The sequence below is a fragment of the Desulfocicer niacini genome (assembly GCF_054657595.1).
In genome coordinates this window covers 57,097-78,459 of record NZ_BAAHYK010000027.1, presented here as the reverse complement: position 1 = coordinate 78,459, position 21,363 = coordinate 57,097, and the positions used below count along the sequence as shown (strand labels likewise).

The following is a 21,363-nucleotide window of genomic DNA, read 5'->3' as shown; positions in this document are numbered from 1 at the left end:
ACTTTACACTTTTTAAAGAACGAGCACCGGAAAATGAGCAGTCACCTTATGAAAGTGTAAAGTAGGAATGAAGGATGCCCTTTATTTTTTGGGAAAAGTCTCCGCACTGCGGAGACAATTATGCAGCTGTTTTTTTGGTCCATCCTTGACCAAATGCATTGGTTAAATCACGGGCCAGATCCTCAATTACCCGTTTCCCATACTCGGCTCGTTTATCGTTAAGGATTTCATTGGAAATACATTTTCCCACCTGCCAATAAAGCAATGTCAATTCTGCATTTACAGCAACGGCAGCACGTTGTTTGGCAGATTGGATCAGCTGTTTTATTTCTGCAAAGAGGATTTTGTCGCCAGGCGGTGAGTGGTTCATGATGCATCGTCCCTGTTGGTTTGGTTTGGTTCCGGGGCTTGCCAGTTGCGGACGTCTATCTTGCCTGTAACGGCTGCTGATATCAGGGATGTACGACGTTCTTGAAGCAGTGCAATTTGTACAGAACTTTGTTTTTCAAGTTTTTCGAAAGCTTTGTTTTTTTTAAATACATAATCCATTATTTCGAGTCGTTCAATTTCAGGAGGGATTACCAATGGTGTCTCTTTAATGTTTGTAGATGATATCGAAGCCAAATTTGTGCTTTGTTTAGAAACTCTGAAAAAGTGAAATTTTGCGTAACTTGAGCAGGTTAATAAATCTAACCATTCAGGCTCTATTGAATGGGGTCTAATCGCAAAAACATGGTTTTGATGGATGCAAGGATTTAACTTAGATTTCCAAACAGCCCCTCGACCTAACTTGTCATTGTCTCCGCCTTCATTCATAAGAACGTCACCATAGTTTAATGAATATCGCTTTAGCTGATCTGGTTCAATGGCCATTTCATGAACATCATTAAGGTTCAAATAACCATCTTGAACGTTCGCCACTCGTAACATGGGAACATTTATACTAAGCTTGTCAGTAAGATCCTTACCTTTCGGTATCCCTGATTGTAAATTTGAAGTGTGTTTTAGACGTCTGACTATCCAATGCTCCGGCACTTTCCCCAGCCACTCAACACCTGACTCACGCATGGGGGCATGGGGATTCAGGCCTTTGGTAACGGCATGGCTGATCACTGCCTGGCGTTTTTCTTTCAGCAGTTTGGTCAGCAGTTGTTGTTTTTCGATCAGGATATCTATCTTGGCGGTTTCGTGGTCGAGGAAATTGGCTATCCCTTGGCGTTCATTAAAGGAAGGCAATATAAAATGATAATTCGCTACGAAGTTATCTGACACACGTTTTTGGCCACCAGCCCCATACATAGATCCTTCTGCTTTTTTGTTAAAAGGTGCAGAAGTAAGCATGTAATATAAAAATTTTGAATCGCTTTTTTGAAAACATCTAAATGGAATAATTTCAGTCGTAGCAAAAGCAATATCATTTTTTAAACCATTAACTACAGCTCCTTTTCCATTTTCAAAACAAGGGGTTATTTTTGCTATGCAGACATCACCTTCTCCAATATATGTATAACCATTTATAACGTCTTTTAGCCTTTTAACTCTTGATGTATCTAACTTTCCTTTCTCCCCAATTGCCTCCATAGGTAAAAACGTAACTTCAAGATCTGCTGACAAATCTTTACAATGAGATTTTGACGGGTTTAAAGTTGAAAAAAATTTAATTCTTGATATTTTCCAATCTTTCGGCATTTCATCCAGGTCCTCAACCCCAGAATCCTTATACTCACCATAGGCCTGATATTTTGTCATCATTATGAATCCACCTCATTGATTATTCCTATAATCTCAAGGAACATCTTGTCTGGATACGCATCATTAACCAGACAAGATAGAGGCGGTTTACAGGTAGATAAGGGGTGAAATGAACTTAAAATGTCATTTGCTTGCAAATTGGAAGTTATGGTTTTTGCATAATTTTTAAGTTTGAAGAGCTTTTTTTGACATGAGCATCCAATTAAACTTATAACTTCAATGCTGGATTGTTCGAAGATGGCATTCATGCATGAACCTCTCTGAGTAAATTCATAATCTCAGCGCTGACTTTATCCAGATCCGCATCAATATCCGCCAAATCCCGGGGCGGCTGATACACATAAAAATGCCGATTAAAGGGGATCTCATACCCCACAATACCAATCTCCTGATCTATGCCATCTCTTTTGTCTGCATCTATCCAGGCCTCCGGCACATGGGACAGAACTTCCTTGGCAAAATAGGCTTCGTTGATTTCGTTCACTGATTTTGAGGGATCAAGGGGAACGTTCTCAAAATCCCGCAAATCGCCATCGGGTTTATATTCAACCACCTTGCCATTCTTCTCAAACAGCCCGTAAACAGGATCAGCCTTGGCTTTTTTATGGACCTTTTTTATCACCTTTTGGGCATCCAGGTTTTTCCAGGACACGGCAGCAGTGATCTGTTTCTTTTCTTTGGCATCCAGCTTAACGCCTGTGGCTTTGATGGCCGCATCATAACCGTTCATATCATCATGCTGTTCTTTGCCAATGGCCTGTTGCAGTTCTTTTGTTTTCAGCAGGATATCTCGCTGGAATAACCAGATTTTGGTGTCCAGCAGCATTTTGATCTGTTTTTCTTTCAGGGCCTTGAAGTCGGTTTTTATGGCTTTTCGGATATCCGATTCATGTTCTTTTAATACGCCATACCCCTGGCAATCCTGGTCGGTCCACTCCTGCCCATATTCCGCATAGATCCATTTCATAGCCGCATTTAAAGGCTTGGGGGCAAAACGTAGTTCATCTATAAGCTCATCACTGAACTGATAGGATTCCCGCAGGGGACGTTCAATGGTGATGCGGCGATACCCAAATTCATAATGGTTAAAAATTTTGCTGGCAAAGGTTTTCGGAGACGCTGCTTTGGGGTTTTCCGATTGACGGCCCCGATTGCTTTTTTCTTCCAGGGGTTTGTCCAGCTCCCGGGCATCAATGGTTTCAAAATTACCGGCACAACGGGTAATGGTGGCAATGTCATCGTCATCCATGACATTTCGTTTGGAACCCAGGGATTTACGCATCTTGCCGCAAAGATGAATCCCGTTGATCAGTTGCACCTTGCCCCTGCGCTCTTTGGATTTTTTGTTGGACAATACCCACACATAGGTGGAGATACCGGTGTTGTAGAACATATCCGTGGGCAGGGCCACAATGGTTTCCAAGAGATCCGCTTCCAGAATATAGCGGCGGATCTGTGACTCCCCGGAGCCTGCCCCGCCTGTAAACAGGGGCGATCCGTTGAGGATGATACCGATGCGGCCACCGCCCTGGGAGCTATCCCTTAATTTGCTGATCAAATGCAGCAGGAACAAAAGCGACCCGTCGGAGACCCTGGGCAGGCCCGGACCAAATCGGCCGTCAAACCCCTTAATCTGGTGCTCGTCTTTGATGTCTGCTTCTATTTTTTTCCAGTCAACACCAAAGGGCGGATTGGACAGCATGTAGTCAAATTTATCGGCATAGAGCTGGTCCCCGGAAAGGGTGTTGCCAAGTTTTATGTTGGTGACGTCCTGGCCTTTGATCAGCATGTCTGCTTTGCAGATGGCGTAACTTTCGGGATTAAGTTCCTGGCCAAAGGCCCGCATCACCGCCTGGGGATTGAGTTCCCGCACATATTCCATGCCGGAAGATAAAAATCCCCCGGTGCCCGCCGTGGGATCGTAAATGGTGCGGATAATACCCGGTTTGCTCAGGGCGTCATCATCTTCAATGAACACAAGGGCGGTGGTGAGGCGGACAATGTCCCGGGGAGTGAAGTGCTCTCCTGCGGTTTCGTTGGAGGATTCAGCAAAGCGGCGGATCAGCTCTTCAAATACCAGGCCCATTTCATAGTTGGAAACAGCCCTGGGGCTCAGATCGGTTTTGCTGACCTTTTGAATTACCTTATATAAGAGGTTAGCATCGTTGAGCTGGCCGATGAACTCAGCAAAGTTGAAATGCTCGAATATCTCCCGGCCATTCCTGGAAAATCCCTGGATGTAAGATTCCAGGTTATCTTTGATACCGGTTTCCCCCAGTTTGGAGAGATCCATTTTGGAGGTGTTGAAAAATGACAGCCCATTGGTGGCCCGGAGCAGGAGTTTTTCTTCTGCTTCTTCGGGGAGGTTCAATTTCTGGATTTTCTCATGTTCGGCCAGCACTGTGTCTTTGGATTGTTCCAGCACCCCTTCCAGTCTGCGCAGGAGGGTAAAGGGCAGGATGATCCGGCCATATTGGCTCTGTTTGAAGTCACCACGCAGCAGGTCGGCCAGGGACCAGATATAGGCCGCGAGATTGTTTGTCCGTTGATTCATATATTGCTTGTTCCAATGCTCTTTTTTATTGTGCCTTGAAAAGTGGGCGGTTGTTTTTAAATTGAATCAAACGTACGCCGGAGGGCATTTTATGTCAAGCAAAAGGGGAGGAATATCAGTGTTTAACGGCTTCCAGGCAGATCGGGCTACGGAGACACTTTTTATAAGACTGTTGTTTGGTAAGGTTGAGGAAAACGCTGTCAAAAAGGGGGCATTGCGTTATTGGCATTATCGTTGTTTTTAACATTTGCACAGGCTGTGAACAGATAACGCCAATAACACAAGCTTGACCCCGTTGGCCACACCAACTATGACAAATAAACCATATTGTGACCAAACCAGAAAAATGGGAATGTACCAACCCGTTTTGATCACAGAATTCCGGAACTTATATCTGCCCTCCCCCAAGCACCTTATACAGATTAACAAGATTACTGAGGTAAGATTGACGCACCGTAATGGCCGACTGCTCGGCGGCAAAAAGATAACGTTGGGAGTCCAGCACCGACAAGAAATCGTCAATCCCGTTCTGGTATCTGGCCCGGGAAAGGATATAGGTCTTCCGGGTTTCATCCACCAGGGCATTCTGGGCAGTCATCTGTTCCCCATAGGTCTTTCTTGCGGCCAATTGATCGGCCACCTCTTTAAATGCCGCCTGAACGGCAGCTTCATATTTGGCGGCAGCAATCTTTTCGTTCACCGTGGCTTTTTCAAGGCTTGCCTGGAGTCCCTCCCTGTTGAAGATGGGGATGGACAACGAGGGGATAAAATTCCATGCATAGGCAGCCCCCGACCCCAACAGAGAAGAGAGATCGTCACTGGCAAGCCCCACCGCACCGGTGAGGGTGATACGGGGATACAGTGCTACCCTTGTTGCCCCGATATCTGCGTTTGCCGCCTTTAAACGGTGCTCTGCAGCCATGATATCAGGTCGCTCCAGAAGCACCCTGGAGGGCGGATGTCCGTCCAGGCAGATCCCGGGTAAACACCACTTCCTCTGATTTCACCGTGTAAACAGTTACCTCCACCGGCGGGGGGGCCGGGGTGGTTTTGGTGTTTTCAATGCGGGCCTGGGCCATGGAGTTGTGGTCTGTTATCCAAAGACAAAAAAGGCCGATAAGGGCCGCTGCAATGATGCCTGAAAAAAATTTTATTTCATGCTTTCTCCTGTTGCTTCACAATCATTCTGTCCAGAAGACAGATGACATCTTTTTTTATTTTTTCCATATCCCAGTTCTTGTCTTCCCGGTTCTGGAGGGTCTCCAACGTGCCTATTATCGTGCCGAAAATCATTGAGGCCACCACAAAGGGATCAAGATCCACAAACACCCCTTACCGGACACCTTCTCTGCAAAGCCGGACCAGGGGATGGATAACCATCTCAAATTTTTCTTTTTCAAATTCAGATGCAGTCCTCTGGCTTTAAATAAATTGGAAATAGAGGGGATAGGCATCATGGAAATTAAACACAGAGTCAACAAAATCAGACAGTTTCATCTCTGGCGAATTTTCTGACTCAAAAATGACCCGGTTGTTTTCCAGCTTGGGATTTATGATGGTCTTGTGTACATGGTTGATCAGCATCTTTTTATTCTTAAAATAATTGTACAGGGTGCCTTTTGCCACCCCGCACTGTGCGGCAATCACATCCATTGTCACTGCCTGGTTCCTGGAGATAAGGTCCAGAACGGTTGCTGATATTTCTTCCTTGATCATGTTGTCCAGCAACTCTTTTTTCCTGGTGATCTTCACCATGGCCACCCTCCCTGCTTTTGAATACACCAAGGGCCATTCCGGCTGGGGAAGTGACCGCTGAGTAGATACATTAAATCGCTCAGTCATAAAATGACTGTAGAGTCACATACATAACCAGACAGTTCAATATCAATCTATTTCTTTAAAAAACACAACGGGGATTCCCAAAAACATTAAAACAAATCAACAGATCGCCTACCTTAAAATCATGTTTTGCTTTTTCAGTACCATCCTGTTTTTTTGATTTCATTGTATTTTTTGAGTTACCCTGGCAGTACTGCGGGGAATTGTCCTTGTGAAACAGGGAGATACCGCTGAAAACCATCCGGGCCACTTAACCTTCGTCTATAGCCGCCCCCCAAACAATCCCGTAACCCAATGGCTCATTTTGATTTATACCGAGGCCCTCAAGCGAATGGACATTGAGTTTGTTTTCAAAGGCGTGCCTCCCATACGTGCAGGCATTCTGTCAAACAAAGGCTTAGTGGAGGGTAAATTAAGCTGTGCCCATGACTATAACACGAAATGTCCCAACCTGATCCGTGCGGAGGAACACAACCATTATGTAATTTTTTCGACATTTATAACTGATCCAGCCACAAAACTGGATGGATGGGAAAGTTTGAAGGGCACAACCCATCGTGTTGAGTATAGACGAGGGGTAAAGCGATGTGTCGATATCTTACTGATGATCGTCACACCGTCGTGCTGAGAAGATAGAGATTCTTAAGCGCTTCAGGGGTCAACGGTGCTTTTTGTTCAAAGGCTTTCTCCCTCACCATGGGGATCAATTCACTTGCCCTTGTTTTATCAATGAAAATGCCCTGTTGTTCAAGCACATGACCAATGGCAGCTGATCCAGAATGGTACCCGATCACATACTCACTTGCTTTTTTACCCACGGATTCAGGTTCAAAGAGTTGATACGAGGATTCATCCTTTAAAAGACCTGAACAATGGATCCCCGATTCATGACGGAAAACGTTTTTACCCACAATGGGTTTTGATTCATGGATCACCCGGCCCGAAGCCCCGGCAACCATATGGCACAGATCCGTCATAAGACGGCTGTTGATATCGCTTTTATATCCCCCCACTTCAAAAAGGGCCATGGCCACCTCTTCCAGGGGGGCATTGCCAGCCCTTTCGCCCAGGCCGTTAACCGTGACACTCAAAGCGGCGGCCCCTGCCTCCACGGCGGTTACGGCATTGGCGGTGGCCATGCCAAGATCGTTATGGCCGTGGAATTCCAGTTCAAGATTCGGCACCCTGCGGGAAAGCCCCGTGATGGTTTTTATCACCATGGAGGGGCTGATCATCCCCACCGTATCCGCCAGTCGAAGACGATCTGCCCCCACATCAACGGCAAGGGCAGCAAATTCATGTAAAAAGCCCCGCCGGGTACGGGTAGCATCCTGGGCTCCCACGGAAACCCTGTCAAAATATTTTTTCGCCACCCCCACCAGATGCTTCAAGTTATTCATCACCCAGGCCTCATCCCGGTCAAAGGTCTTGAGAAGTATAGAAGAGGTGGGAAAACTGATATGAACCCCCGGGGTGTTGCACATGGCTGCCGCCTCTATGTCTTTTTCATCTGCCCTGCACCAGGAGGACAAAACGCAGGCGGGGTGCAACGCTGCAATTTTTCTAATGTCCCGGCAGGCCTGATCCCCCATGGCAGGAATGCCCACCTCAATTTCGTCAATGCCCATGCGGTCCAGGGCCATGGCAATTTCAATTTTTTCCCGGGTGCTGAACACCACTCCGGGGGCCTGTTCCCCATCGCGCAGGGTGGTGTCCACCATCCATATTTTTCGTTTATCATTTAACTTGAGCATGACGAATTCCTTTGGCCCATGTTTTTTATAAAAGATATTCTTTTGCGGTTTCACCGTCTTCAAGGGCATCAAGAATTTCATCAATGGCATCTTCGGAGGCCACATTGCCATACCACAGATTCTCCGGATAAATCACCATCACCGGCCCCTCATCACAGAGCTTCAGGCAACAAGTGGAAGAGACAATGACATTTTCAAGACCCCGGTCAATGATCTCGTTTTCAATATAGGGAAGAAAATCCAGGGAATTTTTACGGTGACATTTTCCTTTGGGTTCCCCGTTGGGTCTGAAGCTTGCACATACCAGTATATGGTGGGTTGGTTTTTCCATTTTTTTATCCTTTTTATTATTTCTTTACATGCATCCCATTCCCGACCCGGAACACGCTGCCTGACACTCCCGGGGGGATCTTTTAATCAGATGGGTAATATTTTGTTTGTTTTTCACGCCATCAATCACTTCCTGGATCAGGCCGTTGACCATGAGGATTTCAAATCCATGTTCCACGAGCACCTCTTTCGGGGCTTCCCCCACACCGCCCACCAGGATAAGATGACAATCCTTGAGACGTTCTGCCACGGCATGCCACCTGGTGTTCCCACCCCCCGGTTGTGGAAGGGATCTTTTTTCCACCAGAAGCAGCCTTTCTTTACGGGGATCATAGATGGACAGTTCCGTTGCCTCCCCCAGATGCTGGTTCACCAGAACTCCTTCCCGGGTTCCCACGGCAACATAGGGCCGCGTCAACGTGTTGATATCAATTTCAGGAATTTCCTCAAGGGATGCGCACTCCCTAAGGCTTTCTTCCAACACCTTATCCGGTGCTTCACCCAGGATGCCAACGGCATCGGCCCGGCACCGCTTGCAGTGCTTCATCTGGGGGATATATTCCTGGGCCTCCTTCTGGAGTTTTGCGATCTCCTCTTTGCTAGGTTCTCCAAGATGTGAAAAATTAGAACCCTCATTGGGATAATAGGGCATGCAATTGAGCAGATCCACGCCCATCACGGACATTTCCCGGGCAATATCAATAACATGATGATCGTTGATACCGGGCAGCACAATGGTATTGACTTTAACAATGATCCCCCTCTCTTTTAACCCTGCCACCGATTCCATCTGTTTCTCCAGAAGCAGTTTAACGCCCTTTTTGGGGTTCAGGGATTTTTTGCCAAACCGAACCCAGGAATAAATTTTTTCACTGATGGCAAGATCAATGGCGTTGATGGTGATACTCACATGGCTGACATTAAATTTTGCAATATCATCGAGATAATCGGGGAGGTTCAGCCCATTGCTTGCAAGACAAAGGAGCATGTCAGGATATTCCCGGTTGATCATCTCAATGGTCTGCAGGGTCTCTTCGGGATTGGCAAAAGGGTCGCCAGGCCCTGCGATACCCACCACGGAAATATTTTTTTTCCGTTCCACAACCCGTTTAAGATATTCCATGGCCTGGAAAGGAGAAAGAATACCGCTGCTGACACCGGGCCTGCTTTCATTGACACAGTCAAATTTTCGATTGCAGAAATTGCACTGAATATTACAGCGAGGGGCAACTGGAAGATGAACCCGTCCCCAACTTTTACAGGCACTTGCGTTAAAACAGGGGTGATTGTTAACATTCATTTTTCTATCCTTTCTCATTCCTTTTTTATATAAAACTCCATTCAATAGCTTTTAATAGCTGGAGTTCCAGTCTTCGTTGTGGTGAGTGCTTACTGTCATGTGTGCCTTTTTTATATGAAACTCCGTCCAACGTGCTGCAATGATGAGAGTTTCAACTTTCGTTGTGGCAGGTGCTTACTGTCATGTATGTTTTATATGAAAAGGTAGCCTTCAAGTCTACCTCAGCAGAGCCGCCCCCCCGATGGGCAATAGGAACCGGACAATTGAGCTGTCTACAGTTCCGGTCCGGGCCCATTGCCCGTCGGGGGGGCGGCGGCATAACACCATTTTCATTATTCATTGTGTCGACTGACCGCCTTGAAAATGATCGTTATTTAGATTACATGTAGGCATAACCGATTTTTGAAGTCTCCTGGCGATGCTGCAGCAAGGTATTGACGATGGTATCAAACAACTCCTGTGCCCCCTTATAGCCGATATGAAGAATCCGGGGACCTCCCATGCGGTCATGGATGGGAAACCCCACTCTGACCAGGGGCACATTGAGGTGACGTGACATGGTGTATCCCTTGCTGTTGCCCATCACAAAATCGGGACTGAGCACCCTTGCCGCCGCCTCCATCTGGGTAAAATCCATCCCTTGGTGAACCGTCACCTGTTTCAGCATATTCGGCGAAAGAATTTTTTCCAATGCCCTGGCAAGCAGGCCGCTTTTCCCGCCGGAAGCGCAGAGAACCGGTATGATGCCAACCTCTGCAAGAAATCCTGCCATGGCAACCACAAAATCCTCTTCTCCATAAACAACGGCTCTTTTCCTGGAGACATACTTGTTCCCATCCACATAGGCATCAATCAATCGTCCCCGCTGTTTTTTATATTTTTCCGGGGTGGGTTTGGATGTCAGTTTCTCCAGGTGTGAAAAGAAAAGATCCGTTGCCTTTACCCCCACAGGGATGCCCAGGGAACAGAGGGGAATGTTAAATCGTTCCTTTAAAAGCGATCCGGCGCTTTGCGCTTCCTGCTGGGTAACCGTCCCGGCCAGAATGGATCCAAATTCAATGCTGGCAGAGGAACGGTTCATGGCCTTAATCTCACTAATGGGCGTTCCGCCGCTCTGAATGGCCTGGTAATCCTCCCAGGAGGGGCCTTCCAACCGTTCTGAATAATCCGGTAAAATCGTAAAGTTTGTGGAAACATCCGTGAAAATTTCCTTTAAATGTCGAAGATCTTCATTGGAAAGCATGCCCGGAAAAACGTTTATTTTTTTTCGCTTTAACGCGTCGTTTGCCAGCTGAGGCGTCAGGGGATTGCAACGATCCACAACGGCCCGAACTGCTCCGTGAAATCCATCCACATGGGTGCCGGTATAACTGGGGGTTGACACATGAACCAGAAGGGTATCCCCCACGGTGCCGCCCATGTCCTTTAAAATCATGGCCACGTCATCCCCAATGGTTTCCGAAAGGCAGGTGGTGGCAATGCCGATCATTTCCGGGGTGTATTGGCGGGCCACATTTTCAATGGCCAGTTCCAGGTTTTTCCTGCCACCGAAGATGGCCGTGTCCTCTGAAAAATTTGATGAGGCAATGTCAACGGGTTCTCTGAAGTGGCTGATGAGATATCTTCTCATGTAGGTTGAACACCCCTGGGAACCATGTAAAAGGGGAATGGTTCCCTGGATGCCGTGGAAAACCAGTGTGGCACCAAGGGGGGTGCACATCTTGCATGCGTTTCGGGTGGCGGTATATGGTTTTGTCTTTATCATGGGGTTTACCCTCTTTTTAAATCAGCCAGGTTAAATGCTTTTCTCGGGACAAGGTCCCATACGGGACTGGTTACGGTTTCATGGACTTCCCTGGCAAAATTTACCATGCCTTCAAACCCCACCAGGGGAATCTTTCGTTCATGGTTATGATCGCAGAATCCAATGCCCAGCTTATAGGCGATGGGTCGTTCCTTGACCCCGCCGATGAAAAGGTGTGCGTCCTTTTCCATGACATACTTGGCAAGCTCCAGGGGATTGGCATCATCCAGGATCACCGTTCCCGGATCGCACATCTCTTTTAAAAGGGCATAATCCTCTTTATTTCCGGTCTGAGAACCCACAAGCACCACATCCATGCCCAGGTGTTTCAGGGCCTTGATCAATGAAAAGGCCTTAAAGGCGCCTCCCACATAAATGGCTGCCCGTTTTTCATTGAGCTCCTTTTTCAACACTGAGAGCCCGGGAAGAATCGTGTTAACCTCCTCCTGCACCAGTGATTTGGTCCGCTCCATGATCTGTGGCGTCTCTTTGAAAAACGAGGCCACATCATAAAGAGCGTCCGAAGTGTCTTCAATGCCGAAATAAGAGACCCGTATATAGGGGATGCCGTAGGCTTTTTCCATGTCTTTGGCAAGATAGGTCAGAGATCCCGAACACTGAACCACATTTAAACTGGCCCGGTGGGCAGATTGAACCTCTGCCACACGTCCATCCCCTGTCATCACAGAGACCACCTCAATGCCCATCTTGCGGTAGTACTCCTTGATCATCCAGGTCTCTCCACCAATATTAAATTCTCCCAGGATGTTGATGCTCAAAGGGATTTTCTCCTGGGATGTCCGGTTCATGTCAATGAGTTTAAACAGGGCATCGCAGGCTGCTTTGTACCCGTCTTTTTTAGTCCCCTTGAATCCTTCGGAATGCACTGGCAGCACAGGGATATCCACTTTGGCTGCCACTTTTTTACACACCGCTTCCACATCGTCGCCAATGATGCCCACAATACAGGTGCAATAGACAAAGGCGGCCTTTGGTTCGTATGCCTCGATGAGTTCCAACAGGGCTTTTTCAAGCTTCTTTTCACCGCCAAAAACGATATCCGTTTCGGAAAGATCAGTGGAAAAACTCATTCTGTGAAGCTCAGGCCCCGATGACAATGCCCCCCGGATGTCCCAGGTATAAGAGGCGCAGCCAATGGGCCCGTGTATCAGGTGCAGGGCATCGGCAATGGGATAAAGTACCACCCGTGATCCGCAGAAGACACATGCCCGCTGGCTCACAGCGCCTGCCAGACTCTTTTTTTCACAGGAGATATCAAACTCATCCTGTCCTTTTTGGTAAATTTGTTTTTTTCTGTCTTCCAATACGGATATGGTTTCCATCTTTATATTTCCTTAAATCAGATTTACATCACCAGCTCAAAGGACTCTTCAAGGGAATCCCTGTCAATACGGCCCATAAGAAGGTCCAGGATTTTTTCCAGAAGCCGCATGCCACCTTTGTAGCCCACCGATGGAAAATAGGAGTGTCCCACCCGATCCAGTATGGGAAATCCGTATCGCAGAAACGGGATATCTTCATCCCTTGCAATATATTTTCCATAGGTATTGGCGATCAAAAGATCCACGGGCTCGTTCTGAATCCATTGATGGAGCAGAAACATATCCGCACCGCCACCGGCTTTTACGTTCACCTTGCAGGGCAGGTCGGCGGTCAACTCCTCAATGCGCTTCAAAAAGGCCTGACCCGGTGTACCCGTGACAATATGAACCGGTATCATGTCAAGGCTGATGAGAAACTCCACCAGGGGAATCAATTGATCGGGATCACCTGCCAGGGCCACTTTTTTATGGTAAAAATAGGCATGCATATCTGTGATAATATCCAGAAGCTGTCCCCGTTCCAGGTTGATACTCTCGGGAACATTCACCCCGGCAACCCGCCTTAAGGCATCCACAAATCGATCCGTTGCCGCCAGGCCAATGGGAAGATCCAGTACCTGGCACGGCACTTTCAATTTGGTATCAAGGGTCCTTGCCGCATCGGCCGAGGCCGTTTCTCCCAGGGCAATGGTACCGATGCTGTCCCCGGCGCTGGTGAGCTCTCTGCTTGTCACGCCCCCATCGGGATACATTTTAAATTTTCCGGTCTGGGGTCCATTTAAAACATTTGAGGTATCCGGAAAAACAATGGACTTGACATCCAATGCCGTCACCATCCGTTTGATTTCAGCCATGTCCGAGGGCTCAACAAACCCCGGAATAATATTAATTTTTCCATTGGAAGTCCCTGTGGATTTGGCAAAGGACATGACCATGCTCTTTGTCATATTGGAAAAACCAGTGACATGGGACCCCACATAACTGGGGGTGCTGGCATGGATGACACGTTTCCCCTCGGGAATTTTTCCATCCTTTTCCGCCTTGATGGCGATCTGGTTTACGTCATCCCCAATGGTTTCCGACAGACAGGTGGTATGAACGGCAATGATTTCCGGCTCATAGGTGGTAAACATGGTGTCAATGGCCTGGAGCAGGTTGGCCTGACCGCCGAAAACAGAAGAGCCTTCGGTAAAAGAACTGGTGGCGGCCATGACCGGTTCCCGGAAATGACGGGTCAGGGTACTTCTGTGGTAGGCGCAGCATCCCTGGGAGCCATGGCTGTGGGGCAGACAATTATGAATGCCAAGGGATGCATACATGGCACCGATGGGCTGACAGGTTTTCGCCGGATTAATGGTTAACGACTCCCTGGGTTTAATCTCTTTATGGGTATGTCTGAGCAACATTTGTGAACGTCTCCTGTGTTCGCTTGATTTTGTATCGTGATATGGTTCAGATGAGAACGCTATCCGACATTATTCCCATCCATATTTGGCTGAGAGTTCAGGGCTTTCCTGCCAAGGGGGGGTCAGATAACTCCAGACCTTGGAATTGACCATGCGGTCGATCTCTTTGTAAAAGTTAATGGCCCCTTTGAATCCGGCATAGGGTCCGCCAGAATCGTATGAATGGAGCTGTTTCATGGGAATACCGCTTTTCTGAACAGCATATTTTTCCTTGATGCCGGCGCAATAGATGGCCGGTTTATAAATTTCAAGAAGCTTTTCGGTTTCATATTGGCTGATATCATCAATGATAAGGGCATCAGAGCCCATGTCCGGCATCATGCCATCGTACGCTTTGAAGGGCACTCCTTTTGCCGTCAGCGCTTCCATTTCAGCCTCGGTTTTTCTGGGCTGGTATCTGGTTTCATCCTTCTTTATCTCAAGCTCTTCAATATTTCTTGAATCGGCATCCACCTTGATGCTGTCAAGGACATTTCTGCCTTCGTAATCATCTCTATGGGCAAACTCGTATCCGGCTGAGATGGTTTCCATGCCGATCTCTTTGAAAATTCCCTGATAACTGTGGGCCCGGGAACCGCCCACAAACATCATGGCAAGCTTTCCATCGCATCTTTTCTTGACGTCGTCCCTCACCGCTTCAACTTCAATCAGTTCGGCGGCAATGACCTCTTCCACCCGTTCAATGAGTTCGGGCTCATCAAAATACTGGGCTATTTTTCGCAGGGATTTTGCGGTGGCCTCTGCTCCGATGAAATTAATCTTGATCCATGGAATACCGTATTTGATCTCCAGCATATCGGCCACATAGTTAATGGATCGATGGCACATGACCGCATTCAGATCCGCCGTATGACAATTGGCAAACTGATCATAGGTTGAATTGCCGCTGAAGGTGGAAACAAGAGAGATGCCGCACAGCTCCAGGATGCGATCAATCTCAAAGCCGTCCCCGCCAATGTTGTATTCCCCCAGAAGATTGATCTTATAGTCGGCATCCATGATGGTATCATTTTCACCCACCACATGTTTGAAGATACCGTTATTGGCAATGTGATGGCCGGCGGACTGGCTGACCCCCTTATATCCTTCACAGGAAAAACCAAAAATATTGATCCCGAGTTTCTCTTTCATCTCCCTGGCCACGGCATGCACATCATCGCCGATGAGCCCCACGGGACAGGTGGAAAAGATACTGATGGCCTTGGGTTTAAAAAGATCATAGGCTTCCTGGATGGCGGCCTTTAACTTTTTCTCACCGCCAAACACAATATCTTGATCCTGCATGTCCGTGGAAAAACAATAGGTCATATAATTGTCATCCTGATCCGAAGATGGACGGGTCTGGTTTCGCCTTGTCAGCCAGGCGTAAAAACTGCACCCAATGGGTCCATGGACGAGATTGACGATATCCCGGGTGGGGCCCAGGATCACCCCTTTGCATCCCGCATAGCAACAGCCCCTCTGGGTGATAATTCCTGGAACCGTTCTGACATTGGCTCCAATGGGTGGTGGCGTGCCCGCTTCATCCTTTGTGTTGGGCATGATCTGTTTGGATCGTTTTCTGGCGACTTTCACCGGATATTTGGCCAGCAGCTCTTTTTTCACCGCTTCCGGATCTGGGATTTCTGCGCTGGTTGATCTTTTTGTTTCGGGCTCTTTGATGGTAACGCTCATTTTTATTTTTCCATTCTTTAATTTGGGTTAAAACGCGTCCAGGACCTTGTCTCCGCTTTCGCCGGTTCGCACGCTCAGCGCATCAAAAATCGGCATGACCCATACCACCCCATCCCCGGACTTGCCTGTCTGGTTCACATTGATGATGGTATCCACCGTTTTTGGCACCAGTTTGTCCGGAACCACGATGGAGATGGCTCTTTTGGGAATCAGACGGCCCGACTGGCCCAGCTGGGCGATGGCCTCTTCGTATCCCTGCTCTGCCCCCTTTAAAAGTGCCAGATCCACAAGACCCTTCCCCCGGCCCAGGGCATCCATGGCTGTCATGGAGGAGACCCCCGCATCAATCAGGGCCAACTTGGTCTTGTTGATCATATTCATACGAATGACGGCCATTACCTCTTTCATGCGGGCACCTCTTCCATGTCACTTGATTCCTTAACCCCTGAGCTGATGGTGTAGATTTCCTCCACGGGACTGACAAAAATTTTACCGTCCCCAAAGGCGCCCTTTTCACTGCTTTTGGCCGTTTTCATAATGATATTGAGAACAAATTCTTTGGCCTTCTCGTCCACCACAGTGATGAGCATCTCCTTGGGGATTTCATCGTAGGTGATTTCACCAATTTTGATCCCCCGCTGCTTGCCCCTGCCTGCAACACTCATACGGGTTACGGCGGGAAATCCTGCTTCCATAAGGGCGGCCATGACATCATGGGTTTTTTCGGGTCTGATAATTGATTTGATCATTATTTTCATTGCGCTTCACTTGCCTCATTATATGTGGTTAAAAATTTTCATCTCTCAGATCTCTTGCCATCAAAATTCAGGAGAGTCCCCCGGTTTTGACCTTCACCGATCAGGATGCGATTCCGTATGTCACCAACAGTTCTTCAAGCTCTTCAATTTCAATGGGAGTGGGAATAACATACTTTTTGTTTTCATCAATTTTCTTTGCAAGCATGCGATATTCATCGGCCTGGGAGTGGTCTGGCTCATACTCAATCACAGTTTTTCGATTGATTTCAGCTCTCTGTACAACGTTTTCTCTGGGGATAAAGTGTATCATCTGTGTGCCAAGTTTCTCAGCAAGTGCCTCAATCATCTCCTTTTCAAAATCCACTGCCCTGGAGTTACAGATGAGTCCACCCAGGCGAATACCACCGGATTCAGCAAACTTTACAATACCCTTGCAGATATTATTGGCCGCATACATGGCCATCATCTCACCGGAAACCACGATATATATCTCCTGGGCCTTGCCTTCGCGCATGGGCATGGCAAAACCGCCACATACCACATCACCCAGAACGTCATAAAACACATAGTCAAGCTCTTCATTCTCATAGGCACCCAGCTGTTCCAGAAGATTAATGGAGGTAATGATCCCCCTTCCGGCGCATCCAACACCTGGTTCCGGTCCACCTGACTCCGTACACATGGTTCCGCCGTATCCCAGTTTCAGGACATCTTCCAGCAGGACATCTTCTCCTTCCTCTCTTAAGGTATCCAGCACCGTTTTCTGGGCCAGACCGTTGAGCAGAAGTCTTGTGGAGTCTGCTTTTGGATCACAGCCAACCACCATTATTTTCTTGCCGGCCTCCACAAGTCCTGCAACGGTATTCTGGGTTGTGGTTGATTTGCCGATGCCGCCTTTTCCGTAAATGGCTACTTTCCTCATTTTTCTTTTCCTTTGTTTTCAGATCAAATTTAAAAAACATGACTCCCGATTGCTTGGAAAGGTTAGCATGCAAAGGAAGGACCAAGGCCCTAAAAAAATGAATTCTTGCAAAAAATTAATATTTAAAGACTTGATATTAAAGAATATTATTTCTCAGCTCCGCTCTACATATTTTTGTAAATAAAATTATAAACTTACAAAAAAGAACCTTTAATGCCAATCTATTACAAAATTGAATTATAATTTAAAATAGGTTTCAAAATTGAACTAATTGCTCAAAAACTCAATTTTTACGCAGAACAGTAAAACGTTCCATATTGAATCAACTTTCTAAATCGGCTTATGGGGTAGGAGGCAGGTTTATGTAAACATGGTGTCACGTTTTCTGCTGATGGAGTTGCAATCCTTATCACAAGAAGATATGCATTGCGCACGAAATATTGTTTTTTTTGAAACACGATTATGGCAGCAGCGCACACGAATGGATTGAATGGGTTCCATGGGGATGAAAAACAAATAACAGAATTGAAGAAAAGGATATCTGAGAAGAAGCGTATTGAAATCATTAAACAAAACGCCATGGGAATGTAAGTATTCGGGTTGATAATGTAAATGGCAGAGGAATCAGGCTTGGGTTATTGGGGCTTGCTCACAACCTGGGGCACCCGTCACAACTGGCAGGCCAACGGGGTCAGACGGTGCCAGAGTAAGGCCCGGCACCGTTTTTTAAAGAGTTCACACCTTTTGAAAAATTCACGCCGGGCCAAGGCAATTAAAATCTGCCAGCCCATAGGTTTCTCCGGACACCAGATCACCGGCATCAAGCCCCCGAAAAAGGCAGGCCGCAACAATATCCGGATCCATTAAGACCTGATTTTTATGAAGATCCACAAACCGCTGCCGGGCCGGGAATTGCTCATCGGATGTCTCCCGGATGATGACCTGCATATCAGTATCCATAACCCCCGGATTAAAATTAATGATCAATACCCCGGAATTGGCTCTTTCCTGTTCCTTTGCCACACACCGGGCAAACTGCTCAAGACCGGCTTTGGAGGCACAATAGAGGCTCCAGCCCTCGTAGGGTGTCATGGCCGCCCCAGATGAAATGTTAACCACCCGCTTATCACCCGGAAATTTCTGAAACTCCCGAAGAAAAAGGGAGGTCAGCAAAATGGGGCTCATGAAATTTATACTGGCATTAAATATCATCTCCCCCTGATCCAGTCCTTCCACAGGCCCAATGGGCGGAAGGGTCCCCGCATTGTTAATCAGGGTCACCGATGACACCCCGGAAAAATCGGTCTCTTTAAATATGGAAACCATAACCTCACTGAGCATCTCAGGACGGGACAGATCCACAGACTTATGAATACAGCGGCCCGGTGGTTTTGTCCGTGACAGGGAAATTACCAGCGCATCGGTGGATTCCAGATGCCTTACAAAAGAGGCCCCAAGCCCCCTGGACCCGCCTGTAATGATATACATATCCATACGTGATCTCCTTTGGGTTTTTACGCAATGATCAAGTGGGGAAAAGCCTGCGCACCCGGGTATATTCTTTTCCACCAATGGCCTTAAGTTATCTTATTCTATCGTCGGATTTCAATGCGCCTCTGTTGTGCAGTATCCATTGGGCGGTATCCAGGGGATTAACCCCCTTGAATTCTCTGATTTTTTCTTCGGCGGTTTCACAGGGTTGATACCCACCGATCTTTAATTTCAATCGCCCCTTACCTGAACAACAGACATTGAATTTAATACTGTAATCCATTGCCTGGGCCACCGCAACAGTTCCTTTCAAGGAAAACAGATTGTCATCAAAACGGGGTACGCCCAAATCAGCCTTCATGTTGTTCAAATCATTTGTAATGGATCCTAACAAATCCTGGGGTGCTTTAATATCAAAATCATAGAATGGCTCCAATAAGCGGGTTCCGGCTTTTTCCAAGGCGCTCATGATTCCCATGGGGGTGGCCAGCAGGAAATCGCCGGGATTGGAGTGCACCGTGTGCTCTTCACCGGCAAGCAGGCGTATTTTAACATCCGTGACAGGCCATCCCTTGATGCCCTGCTGCAAGGCCCAGGGGATTGCCCTTGAAACTTCGTTCTGGTATTTCTGGCTGATATCGTCAACGCCCACCAAAGACTCAAACACCACCCCGGAATTTAATTTCCCAGGGGATATGTGGAAGGTCATCACAGCCCAGCAGGGTTTTGGCATGGTATAACGCACAGTGGCTTCTGCCTCATCAATCACCGTTTCCTTATACATCACCCGGGGTGGTTTGATCGTCACGTCAATGTTAAATCGCTCTTTTAACATGTGCTCAAGGATTTCAATCTGCATGGGACCCAGGATTTTCAAAAGAAACTCTTTTTCTTTCTTATCCCAGGTAAAATCAAGGACAGGGTCCTCAATGTCCAGAATCTGCAAGGCCCTGGCCAAAGAGTGATAATCTTTATCATCACAGGGTTCCACTTGAACACTGAGCACACTCTGGGCAATGTTATCATGGGGGTTTACGCTTATATCCCTACCCAGTATATCCCCGGCAATGACAGGCTCTGAAATGGCAGCAATGCCAACATCATTACAAGATAGCTCATTCACCACCTCAAGTTTACCGGTACGGTTTTGCAATATCTGATTTATTTTTATGTCTGTGTCCAATCGTCCACAGTACAAACTTATCTTTGCTTCCAGCCTTCCGGAACAGACCCGGATATGAGCCAACTTTCCAAATTTGGCATGGTGCTCCATCTTAAAAATACGGGCAGTGGGAGTTTCACTGTTCGCATGTTTTTTAGATGTGAGTTTACAAATGGAATCTGCCAGTTCAGGGATACCGATGCCTTCCTTTGCAATACCAAAATGAACGGGAACAATGCCCCTGGAAAGAATCCCATCTTGGATTTTTTCATCCAGACAGGGGAGAGTTGAAAGTGTCCCGTCCAGATAATTTTCAAGAACATCTTCATCCAGATCTGCAAGGTTTTCATAACTTTGATCCATTAAGGCATTATCCAGGTCGCAATGGAAATATGGCGTAATCGCACAAGCCTTTTCCGGGAGATTTAAACAAAAACCCTTCATATTAAATTCTTTTTGCAAATCCAGGAACACCTGTTTTTCATCGGCACCAGTCCGGTCAATTTTATTGATAAATATCAATACAGGAATATCGAGTTCTTTAATGTTCTCCCACAGGTTCAAACTATGGGCCTGGACCCCTTCCACCGCAGAAATCAATAAAACCACCCCATCCAGCACAGACATGGCACGGTCCACTTCGGCAGAAAAATCAATGTGCCCGGGGGTATCAATGAGATTTATCTTTGTGTTGTTCCAATGAAAACTGACACAGCTGTTTTGTATGGTGATACCCCTCTGTTTTTCCAGGGCCAGGTTATCGGTTATAGTGGACCCTTTGTCCACGCTGCCCGGTTTTTTGATGGCACCAGACTGAAAAAGCAGCTGCTCGGTCAAGGTGGTCTTACCCGCGTCCACATGGGCTACAATCCCGATATTGAGTATTTTATTTTTCATTAGGCCCTTGCCCTGTTCCCTGTGCCGGGATGATGCCCCGGCTTTGTTTAAAAATTTTCTACCATTATCAAGGATCATTTGCGCTTCAATCAAGGTTGCTGTATGGTTGAATGCTCAAAAATCCGAGGGTCTGCATGGGAAATGGAATGATCCGATCTTCAACCACCGTTTCCCGCTGCATAGAACTATTTGCATTCATTTTTGTCAATTGGAATATGACGGGAGATCCTCTCACAACGAAATTTGAAAATGGCATGATGCCGCCTCCAATGGGCAGCCGATCCGGGCCGGGACCGACGGCGGCAAAAGCAAACAAA

General features: G+C 47.2%; 19 protein-coding genes and 1 pseudogene. All 20 read right to left on the bottom strand.

From position 1 onward, the window contains the following. Window positions 1-118: 118 nt before the first annotated feature. Window positions 119-370 (bottom strand): DUF1016 N-terminal domain-containing protein, encoded by a 252-nt coding sequence (locus ACYQ2M_RS15415; RefSeq protein WP_459917253.1) that lies wholly within the window; start codon window positions 368-370, stop codon window positions 119-121. Beyond that, window positions 367-1,752, bottom strand: coding sequence for a restriction endonuclease subunit S (locus ACYQ2M_RS15410; protein ID WP_459917252.1), 1,386 nt, complete (start codon window positions 1,750-1,752; stop codon window positions 367-369). The genes ACYQ2M_RS15415 and ACYQ2M_RS15410 overlap by 4 nt, the downstream gene beginning before the upstream one ends. A 244-nt stretch (window positions 1,753-1,996) precedes the next feature. After that, entirely contained in the window at window positions 1,997-4,306 is a 2,310-nt protein-coding gene (locus tag ACYQ2M_RS15405; RefSeq protein WP_459917251.1) for a type I restriction-modification system subunit M, read from the bottom strand. A 388-nt stretch (window positions 4,307-4,694) separates the two neighbouring features. Continuing rightward, on the bottom strand, window positions 4,695-5,228 hold the full coding sequence (locus ACYQ2M_RS15400) for a TolC family protein (RefSeq protein WP_459917250.1): 534 nt from the start codon (window positions 5,226-5,228) through the stop codon (window positions 4,695-4,697). A 4-nt stretch (window positions 5,229-5,232) separates the two neighbouring features. Next, on the bottom strand, window positions 5,233-5,385 hold the full coding sequence (locus tag ACYQ2M_RS15395) for a hypothetical protein (protein WP_459917249.1): 153 nt from the start codon (window positions 5,383-5,385) through the stop codon (window positions 5,233-5,235). Between the two features lie 76 nt (window positions 5,386-5,461). Further along, window positions 5,462-5,629 (bottom strand): hypothetical protein, encoded by a 168-nt coding sequence (locus tag ACYQ2M_RS15390; protein WP_459917248.1) that lies wholly within the window; start codon window positions 5,627-5,629, stop codon window positions 5,462-5,464. A 99-nt stretch (window positions 5,630-5,728) separates the two neighbouring features. Next, window positions 5,729-6,061, bottom strand: a complete 333-nt coding sequence (locus ACYQ2M_RS15385) for a TetR/AcrR family transcriptional regulator (protein ID WP_459917247.1) — start codon at window positions 6,059-6,061, stop codon at window positions 5,729-5,731. A gap of 695 nt (window positions 6,062-6,756) precedes the next feature. Beyond that, entirely contained in the window at window positions 6,757-7,899 is a 1,143-nt protein-coding gene (locus ACYQ2M_RS15380) for a homocitrate synthase/isopropylmalate synthase family protein (protein WP_459917246.1), read from the bottom strand. 25 nt (window positions 7,900-7,924) lie between these two features. Further along, complete coding sequence (locus ACYQ2M_RS15375) at window positions 7,925-8,230, bottom strand: (2Fe-2S) ferredoxin domain-containing protein (RefSeq protein WP_459917245.1); 306 nt, start codon at window positions 8,228-8,230, stop codon at window positions 7,925-7,927. A 24-nt stretch (window positions 8,231-8,254) separates the two neighbouring features. Beyond that, on the bottom strand, window positions 8,255-9,529 hold the full coding sequence (locus ACYQ2M_RS15370; protein ID WP_459917244.1) for a radical SAM protein: 1,275 nt from the start codon (window positions 9,527-9,529) through the stop codon (window positions 8,255-8,257). A 379-nt stretch (window positions 9,530-9,908) separates the two neighbouring features. After that, window positions 9,909-11,294, bottom strand: a complete 1,386-nt coding sequence (locus tag ACYQ2M_RS15365) for a nitrogenase component 1 (protein ID WP_459917243.1) — start codon at window positions 11,292-11,294, stop codon at window positions 9,909-9,911. A gap of 5 nt (window positions 11,295-11,299) precedes the next feature. After that, complete coding sequence (nifE, locus tag ACYQ2M_RS15360) at window positions 11,300-12,676, bottom strand: nitrogenase iron-molybdenum cofactor biosynthesis protein NifE (RefSeq protein WP_459917242.1); 1,377 nt, start codon at window positions 12,674-12,676, stop codon at window positions 11,300-11,302. A gap of 23 nt (window positions 12,677-12,699) precedes the next feature. Next, a complete protein-coding gene (gene nifK / locus ACYQ2M_RS15355) occupies window positions 12,700-14,082 on the bottom strand; it encodes a nitrogenase molybdenum-iron protein subunit beta (RefSeq protein ID WP_459917241.1) in 1,383 nt (460 codons plus the stop codon). 69 nt (window positions 14,083-14,151) lie between these two features. Then, entirely contained in the window at window positions 14,152-15,816 is a 1,665-nt protein-coding gene (gene nifD / locus ACYQ2M_RS15350) for a nitrogenase molybdenum-iron protein alpha chain (protein ID WP_459917240.1), read from the bottom strand. 27 nt (window positions 15,817-15,843) lie between these two features. Beyond that, window positions 15,844-16,224 (bottom strand): P-II family nitrogen regulator, encoded by a 381-nt coding sequence (locus tag ACYQ2M_RS15345; protein WP_459917239.1) that lies wholly within the window; start codon window positions 16,222-16,224, stop codon window positions 15,844-15,846. Then, the gene (locus ACYQ2M_RS15340) at window positions 16,221-16,565 is read right to left on the bottom strand and encodes a P-II family nitrogen regulator (RefSeq protein ID WP_459917238.1); all 345 of its coding nucleotides are present in this window, start codon (window positions 16,563-16,565) and stop codon (window positions 16,221-16,223) included. Before ACYQ2M_RS15340 ends, ACYQ2M_RS15345 begins: the two co-directional genes overlap by 4 nt. A 109-nt stretch (window positions 16,566-16,674) precedes the next feature. Then, window positions 16,675-17,496 (bottom strand): nitrogenase iron protein, encoded by an 822-nt coding sequence (gene nifH, locus ACYQ2M_RS15335; protein ID WP_459917237.1) that lies wholly within the window; start codon window positions 17,494-17,496, stop codon window positions 16,675-16,677. A 753-nt stretch (window positions 17,497-18,249) separates the two neighbouring features. Continuing rightward, window positions 18,250-18,990, bottom strand: a complete 741-nt coding sequence (locus tag ACYQ2M_RS15330) for an SDR family NAD(P)-dependent oxidoreductase (protein WP_459917236.1) — start codon at window positions 18,988-18,990, stop codon at window positions 18,250-18,252. A gap of 88 nt (window positions 18,991-19,078) precedes the next feature. Continuing rightward, the gene (locus ACYQ2M_RS15325; RefSeq protein WP_459917261.1) at window positions 19,079-20,260 is read right to left on the bottom strand and encodes a hypothetical protein; all 1,182 of its coding nucleotides are present in this window, start codon (window positions 20,258-20,260) and stop codon (window positions 19,079-19,081) included. 111 nt (window positions 20,261-20,371) lie between these two features. Next, window positions 20,372-21,046, bottom strand: a pseudogene (locus ACYQ2M_RS15320) (GTP-binding protein); the annotation flags it as partial. Window positions 21,047-21,363: the final 317 nt, after the last annotated feature.